This is a genomic window from Chryseobacterium sp. T20 (assembly GCF_047345655.1).
Taxonomy (GTDB): domain Bacteria; phylum Bacteroidota; class Bacteroidia; order Flavobacteriales; family Weeksellaceae; genus Chryseobacterium.
Genome location: NZ_JBLFDU010000001.1, coordinates 113823 through 130773, shown reverse-complemented (window position 1 = coordinate 130773; position 16951 = coordinate 113823). Strand labels below are relative to the sequence as shown.

17 protein-coding genes are annotated in these 16951 nt (G+C 36.5%); 13 read left to right on the top strand and 4 right to left on the bottom strand.

The window, feature by feature from the left end; translation table 11 throughout:
* Positions 1-15: 15 nt before the first annotated feature.
* Entirely contained in the window at positions 16-981 is a 966-nt protein-coding gene (locus ACMA47_RS00570; RefSeq protein ID WP_253316184.1) for a YihY/virulence factor BrkB family protein, read from the bottom strand.
* Between the two features lie 148 nt (positions 982-1129).
* Positions 1130-1363: a hypothetical protein gene (locus ACMA47_RS00565; RefSeq protein ID WP_413928223.1), complete on the bottom strand. Its 234-nt coding sequence runs from the start codon at positions 1361-1363 to the stop codon at positions 1130-1132.
* 223 nt (positions 1364-1586) lie between these two features.
* Here ACMA47_RS00565 and ACMA47_RS00560 point away from each other — a divergent pair, with 223 nt between their 5' ends.
* The 13 genes from ACMA47_RS00560 (at position 1587) to ACMA47_RS00500 (ending at position 14208) form a co-directional block, all read left to right on the top strand.
* Positions 1587-2585: an SDR family NAD(P)-dependent oxidoreductase gene (locus ACMA47_RS00560; RefSeq protein ID WP_413928222.1), complete on the top strand. Its 999-nt coding sequence runs from the start codon at positions 1587-1589 to the stop codon at positions 2583-2585.
* 585 nt (positions 2586-3170) lie between these two features.
* Positions 3171-4094: a helix-turn-helix domain-containing protein gene (locus tag ACMA47_RS00555; RefSeq protein ID WP_277695132.1), complete on the top strand. Its 924-nt coding sequence runs from the start codon at positions 3171-3173 to the stop codon at positions 4092-4094.
* A gap of 277 nt (positions 4095-4371) precedes the next feature.
* Positions 4372-5139, top strand: a complete 768-nt coding sequence (locus ACMA47_RS00550; protein WP_413928221.1) for an alpha/beta fold hydrolase — start codon at positions 4372-4374, stop codon at positions 5137-5139.
* A gap of 466 nt (positions 5140-5605) precedes the next feature.
* On the top strand, positions 5606-6379 hold the full coding sequence (locus ACMA47_RS00545) for an SDR family NAD(P)-dependent oxidoreductase (RefSeq protein ID WP_413928220.1): 774 nt from the start codon (positions 5606-5608) through the stop codon (positions 6377-6379).
* A gap of 193 nt (positions 6380-6572) precedes the next feature.
* Positions 6573-7313, top strand: a complete 741-nt coding sequence (locus ACMA47_RS00540) for an SDR family oxidoreductase (protein WP_280210279.1) — start codon at positions 6573-6575, stop codon at positions 7311-7313.
* 35 nt (positions 7314-7348) lie between these two features.
* Entirely contained in the window at positions 7349-8101 is a 753-nt protein-coding gene (locus tag ACMA47_RS00535) for an SDR family oxidoreductase (RefSeq protein WP_216444314.1), read from the top strand.
* Positions 8102-8208: 107 nt separating this feature from the next.
* Positions 8209-8532 (top strand): hypothetical protein, encoded by a 324-nt coding sequence (locus ACMA47_RS00530; RefSeq protein WP_413928219.1) that lies wholly within the window; start codon positions 8209-8211, stop codon positions 8530-8532.
* A gap of 51 nt (positions 8533-8583) precedes the next feature.
* The gene (locus ACMA47_RS00525) at positions 8584-9306 is read left to right on the top strand and encodes an SDR family oxidoreductase (protein WP_216444316.1); all 723 of its coding nucleotides are present in this window, start codon (positions 8584-8586) and stop codon (positions 9304-9306) included.
* A gap of 41 nt (positions 9307-9347) precedes the next feature.
* A complete protein-coding gene (locus ACMA47_RS00520) occupies positions 9348-10235 on the top strand; it encodes a transglutaminase-like domain-containing protein (RefSeq protein WP_413928218.1) in 888 nt (295 codons plus the stop codon).
* Positions 10236-10339: 104 nt separating this feature from the next.
* Entirely contained in the window at positions 10340-11170 is an 831-nt protein-coding gene (locus ACMA47_RS00515; protein ID WP_413928217.1) for an SDR family oxidoreductase, read from the top strand.
* An 8-nt stretch (positions 11171-11178) separates the two neighbouring features.
* On the top strand, positions 11179-11985 hold the full coding sequence (locus tag ACMA47_RS00510; protein WP_413928216.1) for an SDR family oxidoreductase: 807 nt from the start codon (positions 11179-11181) through the stop codon (positions 11983-11985).
* A 73-nt stretch (positions 11986-12058) separates the two neighbouring features.
* Positions 12059-12976 carry a helix-turn-helix domain-containing protein gene (locus ACMA47_RS00505; protein ID WP_413928215.1) on the top strand — a complete coding sequence of 306 codons (918 nt, stop codon included), beginning with the start codon at positions 12059-12061 and terminating at the stop codon, positions 12974-12976.
* A 113-nt stretch (positions 12977-13089) separates the two neighbouring features.
* Positions 13090-14208: a serine hydrolase domain-containing protein gene (locus tag ACMA47_RS00500; RefSeq protein ID WP_413928214.1), complete on the top strand. Its 1119-nt coding sequence runs from the start codon at positions 13090-13092 to the stop codon at positions 14206-14208.
* A 393-nt stretch (positions 14209-14601) separates the two neighbouring features.
* On the opposite strand, the gene ACMA47_RS00495 is transcribed toward ACMA47_RS00500, so the two are convergent.
* On the bottom strand, positions 14602-16140 hold the full coding sequence (locus ACMA47_RS00495; protein WP_413928213.1) for a hypothetical protein: 1539 nt from the start codon (positions 16138-16140) through the stop codon (positions 14602-14604).
* 85 nt (positions 16141-16225) lie between these two features.
* Positions 16226-16945 (bottom strand): DUF2182 domain-containing protein, encoded by a 720-nt coding sequence (locus ACMA47_RS00490; protein WP_413928212.1) that lies wholly within the window; start codon positions 16943-16945, stop codon positions 16226-16228.
* Positions 16946-16951 lie beyond the last annotated feature (6 nt).

Genomic DNA, 16951 nt, shown 5'->3' with positions numbered 1-16951 from the left:
TATAAATTTTCGAAGCTAAATCGTTGAATCTTTCATCGTTTTTTTTGAATTTTTTTCAGCAGATACGACGTCTTGCGAATCTTCTTTAGATACTATTTGAGGACTCCATTTTGCATGTTTTGAAGGTTTTAGTTGGTGACCCATTTTTTTAGCATATACCTTAGTGAATTCTGCACCAAAGAAAATAATCTGACAGGTATAATTAATCCAAAGCAACAGTAAAATAACAGTTCCGGCTGTACCAAACGCAGAACTGGGATTGAACGTTTCAAAATAAAAAGTAAGGATATACTTCCCAAGTGTAAATAGTGCAGCAGTTACTGCGGCCCCTACCCATACAGATCTCCATTGTAACTCAACATCGGGTAGAATTTTGAACATGGCGGCGAAAAGAAATAGCGTAACCAGAAAGCCTACAACAATATTAATGATATTCATCAGAACCAGGGTTTCCAACCCGAAACGATGGACAACCCAATCATTAGCAAGACCGATAAAAGAGCTTATGAGCAAGGTAATGAGCATAAGAAATGCAATCACAATAATCATCCCCAAAGAATTCGCTCGGTCGAGAAGATATTTTTCCCATGCCTTTTTAGGAGTTGCCACGATATCCCACAGCTTATTGAGGGATTTTTGAAATTGGAAGAAAAGTGAGGTAGCACCAAAAACTAGAGTCGCAATTCCAATGATTTTCATAATGATATTTTTTTTATCAACCATGCCTGCGACAACCATTTCTTCAAGACTCTTGCCAACATCTCTACCCATCATGCTCCCGATGAGTTTAGTTATTTCTCCACGTACCGCTTCTTCACCAAAGAATATACCAGTGAGCCATATAACTATAATTAAGAGTCCCGGAATCGAAAAAATTGCAGTGTAGGCTAAACTTGCAGCCTCAGTTCCCAAATCCCGCGCGCTCCAGTCTTTATAAGTGCTTTTAAGTATTTCCCAAAAATTATTAATTGTTTTCATGATGTAGAGTATTACCTGTAAAAATCATTTATATAATTTTTACTTAACATTGTAAAAGTACCAGAGTCAAAACCTGATTACTAAAATTTCATTTCTTATTATTGAATTAGTCTTTGAAAATTATAATAGAGTTTGTTGCATAAGAAACAGACTATTCATTTTTCTTTTTATAATTTTCTATGTTTTGAAATAGATTGTAAGAAAAACGAAGCTGTTTCAACTGTTCTGCAATTATCTTTGAGCTTTCACTACAAAGATCACATGTTTTTAATGCGTTATCGTCTGCTTTAATGAAATGTTTTTCATCAAAAACTATATTCGCCAAGATTTCGTTATCCCTATTACTTGCAAAGCATCCTCCTAGTATGGCAATATTTTTTTTCATAAAAGGATATTTTTGTGAGTGGTATAATAAAATGTATCCAATAATAAGACCAATTGCACTAAAAAGTGGATTTGTAATACTTTTTATAAAAAATGTAAATACCTAAACATCACTCATTATTATTTTGGATGTAAAAATTTGAATGAATGTACAATATATCCTAAAAATTACACATCTGGCACAATACATGTTCTATTTATTATCGAATTGAAAAAAAGTAAACATGAGAAAAGAAGAACAATTTCAACAGACTTTATTACGAAAAACAGTCGTAATAACAGGCTCAAGCAGTGGGGTAGGAAGGGCTGCTGCAGAAGCTTTTGCATTGGAAGGATGTAATATAGTAATTGTGGCAAGAGGACAGGAAGGTATAGATGAGGTTGTTGAGCTCTGTAAAGGAATGGGAGTAGAAGTATTGGGAATTTCCGCAGATACCTCCGTTGCTGCAGATATAGAAAGGGTAGCAGAAGAAACATTGTCCAGATTTGGAAGAATTGATATATGGGTAAATAATGCTGGAGTAATGGCGAGTGGAAAATTTGAAGAGATTCCAATGGAGATTCACGAACAGGTTATTAAAACTAATCTATTTGGTTATATGCATGGAGCTTACAATGCTATTAAAATTTTCAAAAAACAGAATGAAGGGATATTAATTAATAATGTTTCTATAGGAGGATATATGCCCGCACCTTACAGTTCTGTATACTCGGCAACTAAGTACGGTATTAAAGGAATGATGGATGGCCTTCAAGGCGAAATTTCAAATTATGCCAACATTCATGTCTGTAATTTATACCCCCAACTTCAGAAATCAACCGGGAATCTTCACTCTGCAAAATACTCAGGATTTAAGATGGGGATACCTCCCATTGCTTCAGATCCAAGAGATACCGCTGCAAAAATGGTTGAATTAGCTAGGAAACCGAAAAAAGATTTATTTCCCGATTTCAGATCTTATGCAATTACTTCAATTTACAGACTTTTTCCTAAAGTAGTAATCAATACGGCATCAGCTGGTGTACGGTTAATGATGAAAATAAAGAATGGTCCTGAAGTATCGGGGAATATACTTGAGCCTTCAAAAGACCCACACAGAATATACGGTATACCTCCTTTAAATACGTCCAAAAGCGTTAAAGTAGCTGCATTAATTGGAGTTGTGGCTGGATTTGCTGTAATCGCATTAAAAAAGGGCTCAGTAAATAAGAGTAATTCGTAGTATGCATAATTATATCTTGATATTGGAGAGAGATTAACTTAAGGTAATATAAAACGGATTAGGAAATAAAAAAGCCGACATCGAAGAGTGCAATCTTCAAATGTCGGTTGTGTGACGAAGACTAGCGTATCTTCAAACACTTTTATCGATGATTTGGTTCGATTAAGTCAAATTAAAAATGAATTATATCCCTCTAATTTATCTAATAAATCTTCTAACTTTTTTGTTTGATACAATTTAATTTTCAAAACTTGTAAAAATTAACATTGGAATAATGAGTGGTTAATTGGCTGTTCCAGCCTTGTACTCGTAACCGAAGAAATATCGAAACATTTGGTGCAAGATTTAGAAATTAATAAGCCTATCATGTGATAAAGACGAGTATATCTTAAAACATTTTTATCAATGAATTAGTTCGATTGTACCAAATTAAATAATACTTATTGAATCCATTTTTCTTCAGAAATATTCAGTATTTTAATTTGAAATTTGCTGTAAATTAGGATAAGCAAACCAATTCCTAATTTTATTAGTTTAAGTTTTCAAATTATTAAATTTGGGATTCAAATTTGAAATGCAGTAAAAGTGGAATCAACAGACAATTTCGAATCTCATTCTCTATTTCAGCTGTACAAAGCACTAAACCTTCCTGTAGATCTGTTCGATCTCACGGAGGGATTCACTATTTTCAATTTAAGAGATATTCCGTTCAAACTTCCTTATCAATCTGCGTCTTACCGACCCAATTTTTTCTCTTTCTTGTTCGTAAAGAACGGAAGTGGAAGATATACAATCGATGAGCAAAGCTTTGAAGTTGAACCACATTCAATCTATTTTACCAATCCAAGTAATTATCGAACATTCAGCTGGAAGGAAATCGAGGATATTTTGTTAATTACTTTTGACGAAACCTTTCTTAAAAAATACATTGGAAAAGATGTCTACAATGATTTTCCATTTCTCCTTACTGAAACTGTACGGCCAAGAGTGTTGGCAGATGATTTTTTCAAAGAAGTCGGGGCGATTAATGTTCAGATATTAAATGAATACAGAAAAAGTACAACTTCAAAATATAAAATCATCGGTCATCTGTTAGCGGTACTTCTTTTTAAGATTAAAGAACATATCTGGAACGATTATAATCCCATCTACGAAGGAAATCGCAGTTCCCAGATTGTTATTTCTTTTAAAAGGATTTTGGAACGGCATTATCGTGATCTGAGTTCGGGTAAAGCGGATCAGGCTTTCAGGGTACAGGATTATGCGAATGCCCTCAATCTGCATCCCAATTATCTGAGTAGTGTTATCAAAAGCAAAACTGGGAAAAATATTACTGGCTGGATTGCCGAGAAAACACTTACAGAGGCAAAGTCCTTATTGCAAAATGGAGATATACCTATCAAAGAAATTAGCTACAGACTGGGATTTTCCGAAACCTCGCATTTCAGCAACTTTTTTAAAAAATATGAGAGGACCTCACCTGTTTTATATAGAAAATCTCATCACTAATAAGATGTTCTTTATTTCTAAATAACTTTTAACGACTCATTTTGCCTACTCAACGAAAACTACCTCAAATATTAATATTCCGGCCGAAATTTACATCATAAATTAAACCAATATAATAGAATATGATGAAAAGAAAAATCGGAATTATAGAAATAATACAGATACCGGCTGCATAGATTATAGAACCAGAGATTCCATAACTGGGCTAGTGAAATTCATAAAGAAATTGCTTAGACAATATGATTTACACTTTAGATAAAATCATTATAAAAAAAATATGAAAACTATGTTTAAACTGCTATTAGTTATATTGATCACTTTTTGTGCAAGCTCAACAGGAGTTGTTTTTGCACAAAAATTACCGGTTAAAAATATTGTTCTTGTTCATGGAGCTTTTGTAGATGGTTCCGGATGGGAAGGCATATATAGAGAACTTACAAAAAAAGGATATCATGTTTCTGTAACTCAACAGACTTTATTGTCTTATGAGGATGATGTAAAACAGGTAAACAGGATTATTGACCAGCAGGACGGCCCCTGTATTCTAGTAGGTCACAGCTATGGTGGAGCAATTATTACGACCGCCGGAAACAATCCAAAAGTTGCAGGACTTGTCTATCTTGCTGCACATGCTCCGGACGAAGGCGAATCTGAAGCAGACAACGCAAAAAAATATCCGTCTGCCTATAAATCTTTAATCAAAGGTGATGACGGATTTGATTACATCAACCCTAACAACTTTCCTTCAGATTTTGCAGGTGGTGTGGCAAAGGAGAAAGCCGATTTTATGGCTGTTTCTCAAACTCCGACAAAAGATTCGGTTTTTCATGCTATAATCCATATTCCTGCCTGGAAATCGAAACCCGTTTGGTATATGGTTGCAAAGGCAGATAGAATTATAAATCCTGATCTGGAACGTTTATACGCCGAAAGAGCGAAAAGTAAAAAAATAGTAGAAGTTCAGGGAGCTAGTCATTGTGTCTTTATGACGCATCCGAAGGAAGCAGCTGAACTGATCGTTGAAGCCAGTAAAGGAAGTCAATAAATTTAATTTTATTCCTGTAAACAAACATCCAAAATTTCTGACAGTAAAGGATAGAACCAGATATCAAAGGTTATATGACACGCCTTATCATACAGATATGGTAATAGCTTTCGATTTTTTGCCCTTCTCTTTTGCTGGTCTCTGCATTGATCATAATTATTTACTGTTGGAAAACAAATAATCCATATTATACGTGCATAAAAGCTTTAGATGAAAGCAAAGTAACTTACAGCGTTATTATTCTATATAAATTTCATAGCACATACCAATTGCTGTTCTGTAATATTTGCAACTTTTGATTTAATATTTGCAAGAGACAAAGGTGCCGGCCCCAGTACCTTTGAATAACAAACATTAGCTGAATTGAATCCTTTTAGAGATATCCGGAAATTAAAAAAAATGCATTAGAAATTTTTAGGTAAAAGGAGATTCAAATCGAAACCAATTAAATTAAAAAATTGCAAATATGGGACGAATATTCATTACAGGATCTTCCGATGGCCTAGGTATGATGGCCGCAAAATTATTGATCCAGCAGGGACATCAGGTAGTGCTTCATGCTAGAAATCAGGATAGAGCCGAAGAAGCGCTTCAAGCAAATCCAAAATCTGAGGCGGTGTTGACTGGTGATCTCGCCAGTATTTCAGAAACCATCGATCTCGCTAAAGAAGTAAATAAACTCGGAAGATTTGATGCTGTTATCCATAACGCGGCGGTTGGCTACCGGGAATCTAGGAAAATTATGACTATAGATGGTTTACCGCACGTCTTTGCCATAAATAGCCTTTCTCCGTACATCCTTACCGCGCTTATTGAGAAACCCAAAAGGCTTATTCATATGAGCAGCGGTCTTCACCGCGACGGAGATAGCAGTCTTAACGACCTTTTCTGGGAACAAAGAAACTGGAACGGTTTCCAGGCCTATGCAGATTCCAAATTACACAATGTTCTTCTTGCCTTCGCAATTGCCGGAAAATGGAAAGATGTCGCTTCAAATGCACTAGAGCCGGGCTGGGTGGCGACTAAAATGGGAGGGGCCGGTGCTCCGGACAGCCTTGCAGATGCCCCAGTAACGCAGGTCTGGTTAGCTTCTTCTATGGATAATGAGACACTTAAGTCGGGAGGATATTATTATCACAAAAAACCACAGACTGTGCATCCTGATGCCAGAAATACGGACATACAGGAGATGTTCATTAATAAATGCGCTGAGATATCAGGTATAGCACTTCCCGAATAACATACGCTTTCCTTAGGGCTGCAATTCTTTAAAATTTGCAACTCATCCTTTAATATTCGCAACAATACAGGGCATTGGTGATTATACCTTTGACCTAAGAAATTAAAATCTAACAACACAAAAAACGGAACTGCCATAGTAATCCTGAATATAAAAGGGACAGGTAAGTTTCATCAAACAAAAAATAAATAAAATGAAAAATTTAACAGAAAAAGTGGCAGTAGTAACCGGATCATCAAAAGGAATCGGTGCTGCTATTGCGCTAAAATTGGCACAGAAAGGTGCTAAAGTTATTGTGAATTACAGTGGCAACCAGGCCGCAGCAGATGAGACTGTATCACGTATCACTTCTACCGGAGGACAGGCTATTGCAGTCAAAGCTGACGTAAGCAGAAAAGAAGAAGTGGAATACCTTTTTGATAAAACCATTGAGCATTTTGGAAAAGTAGATATATGGGTAAACAATGCAGGAGTGATGTTGAATGCACTAATCAAAGATCTTTCAGAAGAACAGCTGGAAAAACAGCTGGATATTAATATAAAAGGTGTTTTTTACTCCCTGCAACAGGCGGCCACCAAACTTTCTGATAATGGAAGTATCATCAACCTTTCTTCAACGGTGACCCGGACTATTTTTCCGACTTATGGCGTATATGCTGCCACTAAAGCTGCTGTAGAACAGATGAGCCGCATTTTTGCCAAAGAAATTGGTTCAAGAGGAATCAATGTCAATTGTGTATTGCCCGGCCCTACAGGAACCGATTTGTTCCTTAACGGAAAATCTGAGGAACTGATCAAACAGCTTGCTTCTACGAATGCATTCGGTCGTTTGGGAACTCCTGAAGACATAGCGGAAGTGGTGGCATTTCTTGCATCCGACCAGGCAAAATGGATATCTGGGCAAAGCATAGGCGCCAATGGAGGGATGGCCTAAATAAATTTCTAAAATCAAAACTAAAATATTATACAATGAACACCTTAGTAAACAAAGTAGCCTTGATTACAGGATCAGGAAGAGGTTTGGGAAAAGCCATTGCAGAGCGTTATGCCGCTTTAGGTGCAGATATCGTACTGAATTACTCAAAAGATAAATCTTCTACAGATCAGGTAGAAAGCAATATCAGGGCGATGGGCGTAAAAGTTATTTCTATCCAGGCCGATGTCAGTAAAGTAGAAGATATTAAACGACTTTTCGCAGAAGCAAAAAGGGTATTCGGTAAAATTGATATCGTGGTGGCCAACGCCGGTATAGAAATGGTGGAAACGCCTGTAACAGAATTTACAGAAGAGCAGTTTGACCGCCTGTTTTCAATCAACACCAAAGGAGCCTATTTCACGATGCAGCAGGCTGCACTAAATGTAGAGGATAACGGCCGTATTATTTATATTGCATCCAGTACTACGGCTTTTCCGGTTCCGGGTATGGCGGTGTACGGAGGAAGTAAAACCACACCACGATACCTGGTTGATGTATTGTCAAAAGAAATCGGGTACCGCGGGGTAACTGTCAATTCCATTATCCCTTTCGCGGTTGATCATTCCGGTATCTTCGCAGAGGAGGGAAGTTATCCTGAACTGAGAAAATCGCTGCTTGACAGTTGTCCGATGGGCCGTTTAGCAGAAGTGGAGGATGTGGCCAATGCAGCAGAATTTTTTGCGGGGAGTCTTTCTTCATTTGTTAACGGACAGCATTTATTGGTTAATGGTGGGGCCAACCAGTAAAATATCACGTAAAGAAGATGTATAGATTCTTATTGCCGATCCTGCTCATGATTAATTTATCTGCGTGTGGGCAAATGGGTAATCATAACCATAAAGCGACAACAATAATGGAATACGAAAAAATAAGCAACGAAAATGTCCGTGCTGCTATTGAGGCGTGGCAAAAAGCTGCCTCCAAAGAGTGGCTTTTCTATTTCAGTAAGAATGCAACCCTTCTTGATGATGGTCATTCAAGAGATTTCATGAAATTTTCAACCGAAGCAATTGGTAAAGAACGTTTTACCTCCATCGATAAAGTTGAAAACAGTAGTATGGATATTTATGGAAAATTCCATAGTGATACTTGGGGTGATTTCAAAACATACTTCAAATTCAGAATAGGTAAAGACGGAAAGTTCGACCAGCTGCAGATCGGACAGGCCAACTATTAATTGGTGGTAATAATTTTTTGTAGCATATTTTTTTAACATAAAGAATTAAAAATGAAAACATTAGAAAATAAAAGGATAATTGTTCTTGGCGGTAGTTCAGGACTTGGACTGGCAACAGCTCAGGCAGCAGCGGCGGATGGTGCAGAAGTGATCATTGTATCAAGCAATCAACAGCGAATTGATCAAGCGCTTGCAACCCTGCCGGAAAACAGTAAAGGTTTTGCCTTGAGCCTAGACAGGGAAGAAAATATAAAATCATTTTTCAGCAGTATAGGCAACTTCGATCACCTGGTTTATACTGCCGGCGAAAATATTTCAATGAGCATGGTTGATGATACCGACATAGAAAAAGGAAAGGATTTTTTCACCATTCGGTTTTGGGGTGCGTTTGCAGCGATTAAATATGGTAAACAATATATCAACGAAGGCGGAAGTATTAACTTAATGAGTGGCAATTTTGGGCAACGCCCTGCTGCCGGGTATAGTTTAGGTGCTACGATTTGTGGTGCTATGGACGCTTTTACAAAAGCGATGGCAGTAGAGCTGGCTCCAATACGGGTAAACAATATTGCCGCTGGTATCATAGACACAAACCTATGGGGTAACCTACGCCAAGAAGACAAAGAAAGCTTTTTCAGTCATTTGGAAAAAACACTTCTGCTAAAAAGAGTGGGACAGCCAATAGATGTTGCAGATACGTTTGTATTCCTTATGAAGCAGGAATATATAACCGGACAATCATTGATCATTGATGGAGGAGCAGTATTGGTTTAGCAAACAAAATTATGAATGCATTGATACTTAATTAATGATTTATGAGAAAAAACTGTAAGTTAGCCTTATTAGGCCTTTTTATAACGGGTTGGGCATCTGCGCAAATCGATACACCCGAACTCGGAGAACTTCGTCAGGGAAAGGAATATAATATTTCTCAGAAGCAGACCTTTCCTGATTTCTCTTATCAGTCTTCTGACCATGAAGATCTAACAAAGATCCGAACAAAATACGGTCTTGATGCCATTGCAGGAAAAGGAAGTGATATTGAAAGAGCAAAAAGACTGTTGAAGTGGTTCCATGAAGAGGTCCCTCACAATGATGCCCCGAATATCGAATCCCTAAACGCCATAAGCATTATTGATAGCTACCGAACTAAAAAGCAGGCGCATGGATGCTATCCGCTTTCCATTGCGATGAATGAAGTGTTCCTGGCCATGGGATTCCAGTCCAGAACCGTGATCTGCTTTTCAGGGAGATACCCCAGCCCGGAAGGAGGACATGTCATCAATTCTGTTTATATCCCTTCCCTAAAGAAATGGATCTATATGGATCCACAGGATAATGCTTATATAATGGATGAAAAAGATAATCTGCTCAGTATTGCGGAAGTACGAGAACGCTTAATAAGCGGAGGAGTATTAAAACTTAACGCAGACGCAAACTATCATGGAAAGGCTGACGATCTTAACGATTACCTCTACACCTTTATGGCCAAAAATCTTTATAGGCTGATCTGCCCGCTGAAAAGTGAGTTTGGCTCGCAGACGCGTGCAAAAGGAAAAACAATACAATATGTAGAACTCCTGCCGGTAGCCAGTAAAGATCCGGTCGTTGATGGATTTGAAACAAATACAAATGCTAAAACAGGCGTCAACGTCATTAATTTTCACACTAATAATGACAGGCTTTTCTGGAAAAAACCATAATCCTCATTTTGGATTATCAATCCCTTAATCTGGTTTATTCGTTGGCCGATATGCAGTAGATATTTGCAGTATCAAAAGTGTTAAACAAATTAAATATCAAAAAAATGAACAAAACAGTATTGATCACTGGAACATCATCAGGCTTTGGAGCCGCAACTGCAAATTATTTCGCTGCTAAAGGCTGGAATGTTATCGCAACAATGAGAGATACCACTAAAGATGGAAATCTCGACAAGTCAGAAAATATCTTTGTTACTCAATTAGATGTTCAGGATAAGAATTCTATTGATAGAGCAATCGCTGAGGGAATAAACCACTTCGGAAATATTGATGCAGTGGTAAACAATGCAGGATATGGTCTTTTCGGAATTTTTGAAAGTGCATCCCGTGAAGCTATCCAAACCCAATTTGACGTGAATGTATTTGGGGCAATGGATGTAACAAGAGCCGTTTTACCTCATTTTCGTTTCCAAAAATCAGGTACTATTATCAATATCAGTTCAGGTGCCGGTGCCATCGGTTTTCCTATGGCTTCGATTTACAGTTCATCCAAATTTGCCTTGGAGGGATGGACTGAAGGATTAAGGTATGAATTGATGTCATTGGGTATTGCTGCAAAAATCATTGAACCGGGGGGAGCACCGCAGACCGGCTTTATGAACCGTATGGGTGATGAAGGTTTAGGCCTACAATTGATCGAAGATTATCTTCCTTTTTTAGAGCAGATTGGTAAAGTTTATGGTGGAATGGCGGGAGCTGCAGATACTGATGCAGTAGAAAAAGTGGTACAAGCGATTTACGAAGCTGCCACTGACGGAACTGATCGTTTGCGCTATTCTCCTACTAACGACATCAAGCCTATTCTGAACGCACGAAGAAATACTTCTGAAGTAGAATATCAGGCGTTTACAAACAATATTTTCCTATCCAAATAAGCAGATCAATGAAAACGATATTTATAACCGGGGCTTCTTCCGGATTGGGGAAGGCAACTGCAAAATTACTGGCATCAAAAGGATGGAATATAATTGCAACAATGAGGTATCCCGAGAAAGAAACTGAACTGAACCAAATCAAAAACATCCATATTCTTACATTGGATGTAACAGATTTTTCATCCATTGAAAAAGCAGTTGCGGCGGCTATTCAAATTGGCCCTGTAGATGTGGTGTTCAACAATGCAGGGTACGGCCTGACAGGTCCATTAGAAGGGTATAAAGATGAACAAATCACGCGACAGTTCAATACTAATGTTTTGGGAGTTGTCCGGGTAACAAAGGCTTTTCTTCCTCATTTAAGGGAGAAACGTAATGGCTTAATTATCAGCACAACTTCTATAGGCGGATTGGTCGCATTCCCGTTTTCTTCCATTTATCATGCGACAAAATGGGCTGTTGAAGGGTGGAGCGAAAGCCTGTCTTTCGAGCTTGCTGCCCATGATATCCAGGTAAAGACCATCTCGCCTGGCGGAATTGCTACAGATTTTATGAGCAGGTCGCTGGATCTTGGTAAGCATGAAGCTTATTCAGAACAGTTTGACAAGTTCCTGGCAAGTTTTGAAAACAGTGAAAGTCCGCTTCAATTTTCAACTCCTGAATCTATTGCCTCTGTAGTTTACGAAGCCATAACGGACGGTAAAGACCAGCTCCGTTACCTGGTGGGCAATGATGCCATATCGACGTATCAGCACAGGTTAAACATCGGGGCTGAAGAATTCAGAAAACAGATTGCAAAAGGACTGGAGGGTTAAAATCTATTGTAGTTAAAAATGGCTAATTTTAAACGGTCAATTCATGTATAATAAAAATTCTTAAAATTAAATCATGATCGATAAATCAGTTAAAAGAAAGGAACTGCATTATTTTAAGTCAATTAGTGATTTATGTAAAGGGCTGGGGGTTGCCGGCCCTTTACATCCGCTTATCGTTTCTGTAAACCACACTGATATTTCTCCGGAATCAGAAGTGAAATATCTTGTTCACGACTTTTATATGGTATCCTATAAAAGTAACTTGAAGGGCAAATTGAAATATGGACAGGGGTACTATGACTTTGATGAAGGGGGATTAATATTTGTAGCTCCGGGACAGGCTCTTGCGGTCGCTGATGATGATAATTGTAGTGGATTGAGCCTTTTCATCCATTCAGATTTTTTTGCGGGGCATCCACTTGCCAGGTTAATGACAAAATTCGGATTTTTTGGTTACAATATAAATGAAGCCCTTCATCTTTCAGAAAAAGAAAAGAACAAAGTATTGCACATTTTTGAAGATATCAAAGAAGAAATCGAAACAGTAATAGACGATACAAGCCAGGAACTGATCATTTCATACTTGGAAGTTTTGCTTAATTACAGTAACCGCTATTATAAACGGCAGTTTATCACGAGAAAGGCAATAAACAGCCCTTTGATAGAGCGGTTTGAAACGCTGCTTAACAATTACTATGGAGATGAGGAATCAACACAGAAAGGTATTCCATCAGTTAGTTATTTTTCAGCAAAGTTGCATGTATCATATGGTTATTTGGGTGATCTACTAAGAAATATGACAGGAATGAATACACAGCAGCATATCCACGCTAAATTGATCGAAGTTGCTAAACAAAAGCTGTCGACATCGGAACTTACTGCTGCCGAAATTGCTTATGAGCTGGGATTTGAGTATCCGCAATCATTTAATAAACTTTTCAAAAACAAAACCGGACTGACCCCACTGCAATTTAGGGAACAGCTTAATTAACCTCCACATCAACCGTAAAAAACAACTTTACAAAGTTCAGGAAACAATATTTAATCAAATTTTTATTTCCTGCTTTTCAATAACTCTGTCCCCCAAAAAATAAAATAATAATAATGAACACCGTTAAAAATCTTAAGGTCATATTTCTGATTATCCTAGCAGCTTCAAATTCGTACGCACAAGATATACAGCAAAAAATAAAAGACATTGTTGACTCCACTTACGCTGCCGATCCAAAAGCTGTAGGTTTTGCATTATATGTGGAAGCCCCGGATCAAAATCTTTCCTTCAGTTATGCTGTTGGATATTCAGAAAGGGAAACAAAGCAGAAATTAACAGCAGATCAGCCCATACTGATTGCGAGTACAACCAAACCTTATGTTGCGGCCACCATCTTGCGATTGGCTGAAAAAGGAAGATTGGATATCAATCAACCGCTAAAAAAATATCTTACTTCAAAATCTGATCAGGTATTATCAACTGCTGGCTACAATACAAACAGCATCACCTTAAAACATCTTTTATCCCATACATCAGGTATAAGAGACTATGTGGATGAAGGATATTTTAAATTTATCGGAGAACATCCGCAACATGCGTGGACACGGGAGGAGCAGATCATAAGAGCAGCTGGACTAGGTAAACCACTGTCAAATCCTGGCGAAGGTTTTCACTATGCTGATATCAACTTTGTATTACTTACTGAAGTTATAGAGAATGTGACGCACCAGCCCTATTACAAAACGATGAGAAAACTGCTGGGCTACAAAAAGCAAGGTTTGAAAGTTACCCGGTTTGCAAAATTTGAAAATGCACTTGAAAATACAGCTCCACAGACCCATCAATATTGGGATCAATTTGGATGGGATACCTATAATCTTGATACTTCTTGGGATTTGTATGGCGGAGGTGGAATTGTAACCAATGTGAAAGAAATGGCTATTTTTTTTCAGCAACTTTTTGGTGGTAAGATTATAAAAAACAAAAATGTTCTCGCTCAGATGACAACCGATGTACCGCCAAATTTGGAAATCAACTATTGTCTTGGTATCCGCAAAGTTAAGTATGCAGGGTTTTTAGCGTACAATCACGGAGGCGGATTGGGAACAGATGCCGTTTATATTCCTCAGTTGAATGCTTCTATAGCAGTCGTGGCTCTGGAAGCAGGCCATCGTCCTGTAGCAGTTGAAATCAGCAAGAAAATAGCAGGTTTACTTAACGGCAATAAATAAAGCAATTATATACTTTAATGTATATAATTTTTAAATAAAAAAAGGTGCCAGCTGTCTTCAGTTGGCACCTTTTGGCTCTTGGTGACCTTAACGAGCGTATCTTCAAACACTTTTATTGATGATTTGATTCGTTTGAGCCAAATTAAACAGGAATTGGCTATTCCAAATCTAGCATTAAATTTCTCCTAATTATGAAGATTTTTTGCAATATAATTTTAAATAGTTGAAATAATCTAAGTTGAAATAGTTTTACTTTATTTTACTTAGATTGGCTTCCACCTTTTCATAGAAATTTTACGAAGAATATTTTAATTGTACGTAGTTAATAGGATTTATGTAAAGATGAAACGTGATACATTTAAGTATATATATTGTTACCTAAGGGTATTATAACTACTTTTTAAGTAATTCTCTAGCTTCTTCACGAGATGATTCCCTTATGTTATTTTTTAAATTATTAATTTCATCTATATTATTATAAGATTTTATTGTATTAGTATTCGATTTTTTATTAATGTCAGTTTTGGCTGCTCCTTGACTTGCTAATAATGCTGCTTTTAATTCTGCATATTTTTCGAATAAGTGTGAGTTAATCAAAGGAGACTTAACATTTATTTTTTTTGATGTATTTGTCCTATATAAATTATTATTCATCGAGTGACAAGTAAAACAATTCATTCCTCCTGTTTGGAATGTGGTTTCCATAGTGACATTTGCTAAATCTAAACTACCAAAACTTTGCCCATTACCGGTACCGTATGGTTTTGATAAATCTCCATCTAGCAACTCATTAATTGGAGCATTAGTTTTTGACCATATAGAGCCAACTAATTTATAATTTGTCCATATTTTAACTTTATCATTCGTAAGGGTTTTTTTAGCTAATTCGTTACTAGATTTAATCATTTTAACAAACTCTTCATCTTCTTTAATAACGTCCATTCCTTGAGATGCCTGATTGTATCTAACTCCTTCAGGATAGGATTGAAATACTTTATTTTTAACTTTTGGAGTAAGGGTGGTTTTATCTTGAATAATTCCATCTTCTGTATTCCCAACAGAGTTTCCATCGAATAATGTGTATTTATCTGATTTAGAATTTACAGGGTCTCCATGAAAACTTGTTCTATCTGGTGCTAAATCTCGTTGATCAAAAGTTGACCATACGCCTTCAGGGTGCTCTGCTGTAACTGTAAATATATGAAAACCAATCATAGACATTCTTTTTAGCTCAGCGTTATTATAATTTTCGTAAAAATTTTTATTAGGTTGATTAACAATTGCAGTTATATTAAAAGTTTTACTAGAATCTACCACTTGAGATGTTTCTATCCAAGCTATTTTAATTTCGGTAGCACCAACTGGATATTGATTTTTACTCTCACGAATAGAACGCTTTAAGCTGTCATTTTTTAGTATTTCAGCTGCTTGGCTAATAATTGATGATGCATCGGCTGAATTAAACATCTCTAATATTCCGTCATTAGCATGTATCGAATATCTTACAAGAGAGTTGCTCTTGCTGCTCAATTTTGTTCCGTCTGCTTGTTGATACAAATCTAAGATTAATGGTAATCTACCATCTTTTATGTATGAAGATGGTAATCCTTTCTTTTTTAAAGAATCTATTTTTATTTCTTCACCAAAATCATTAACCTGTTTTAATTCTTTCATAAATAAAGGAACATTATCTTCGGTATTTGACGTTAACCATAAAAATTTTTGCCAAGACCAGTCAACAAACATTTGATCATTGTCAAGAACTATGGTATCAACCGTATTTTTAATTTCGTTATTCTTATTGTAATCTTCAAAAATACTTACTAAGCTTGTTTTAGTTGTAGAGTAAGTCTTTTTTTTACAAGATGTAAGCCCCAGTAAAGTAGCTGTTGTAATGCTCAAAAGCATCAGTTTTTTAAATTTTAATTTCATGGTTATTTAGTTAATTATTTTTTAATTGATTATTTTTTTTAATTGCAATAAGATTCTTTAGTGATAACTAAAAAAAATTATTACACTATTTTACAAATCCAACTTTATACCATATAAATTTGTAAAATTTTAGTCTGAAATTAATTTCCCATTTAGGAACTCGAGGATGTTCCATATGCTCTGTTAGCATAATAATAGTTACTAAAATCATGGCTAAATTATGCCCCACAGGTAAAAGCATAGGGAATAACATCAATCCCCAACCTGCACCAACACAATATAATCCATGTATGGCCCCATATTTAAAAGACTCATAAATACCCTTTAAAAATCTTGAACTTACTATCGTTTGTTTATGGCATTTATTTAAAAAAATCTGTTTCCAAGGTGAGAATTGCCATATTAATGTTAAAACTCCAACTATAATTGCAGGGACAAATGAGTTTGGAAATTTTAAATTAAGCCCTATAATAATCCACACCATTCCAAACCCTACAACAGACCATGTCGCTAAATATCCTACAATAAAGTTTAAACAATTAGTGAAACGATATTTTGATAAAGTCTGAAAACTCAATAATTCAAGATGTGAAATCAATTTAGGTAACATCATTGCGATCACCATTAATGTCCATCCTAAAAGTTGATTAGATATAGGGTTCATTTCTAATAACATTTCGAAAGATTGCATAGACGAACCCGCTGATGATACATGACAGTGTTCAATGGTCATGATATTACCTGGATTAAACAAAAGTATAATCCAGGTAATAATACTCACCGTCCATAGTATTTTTTTTATCATAAATGG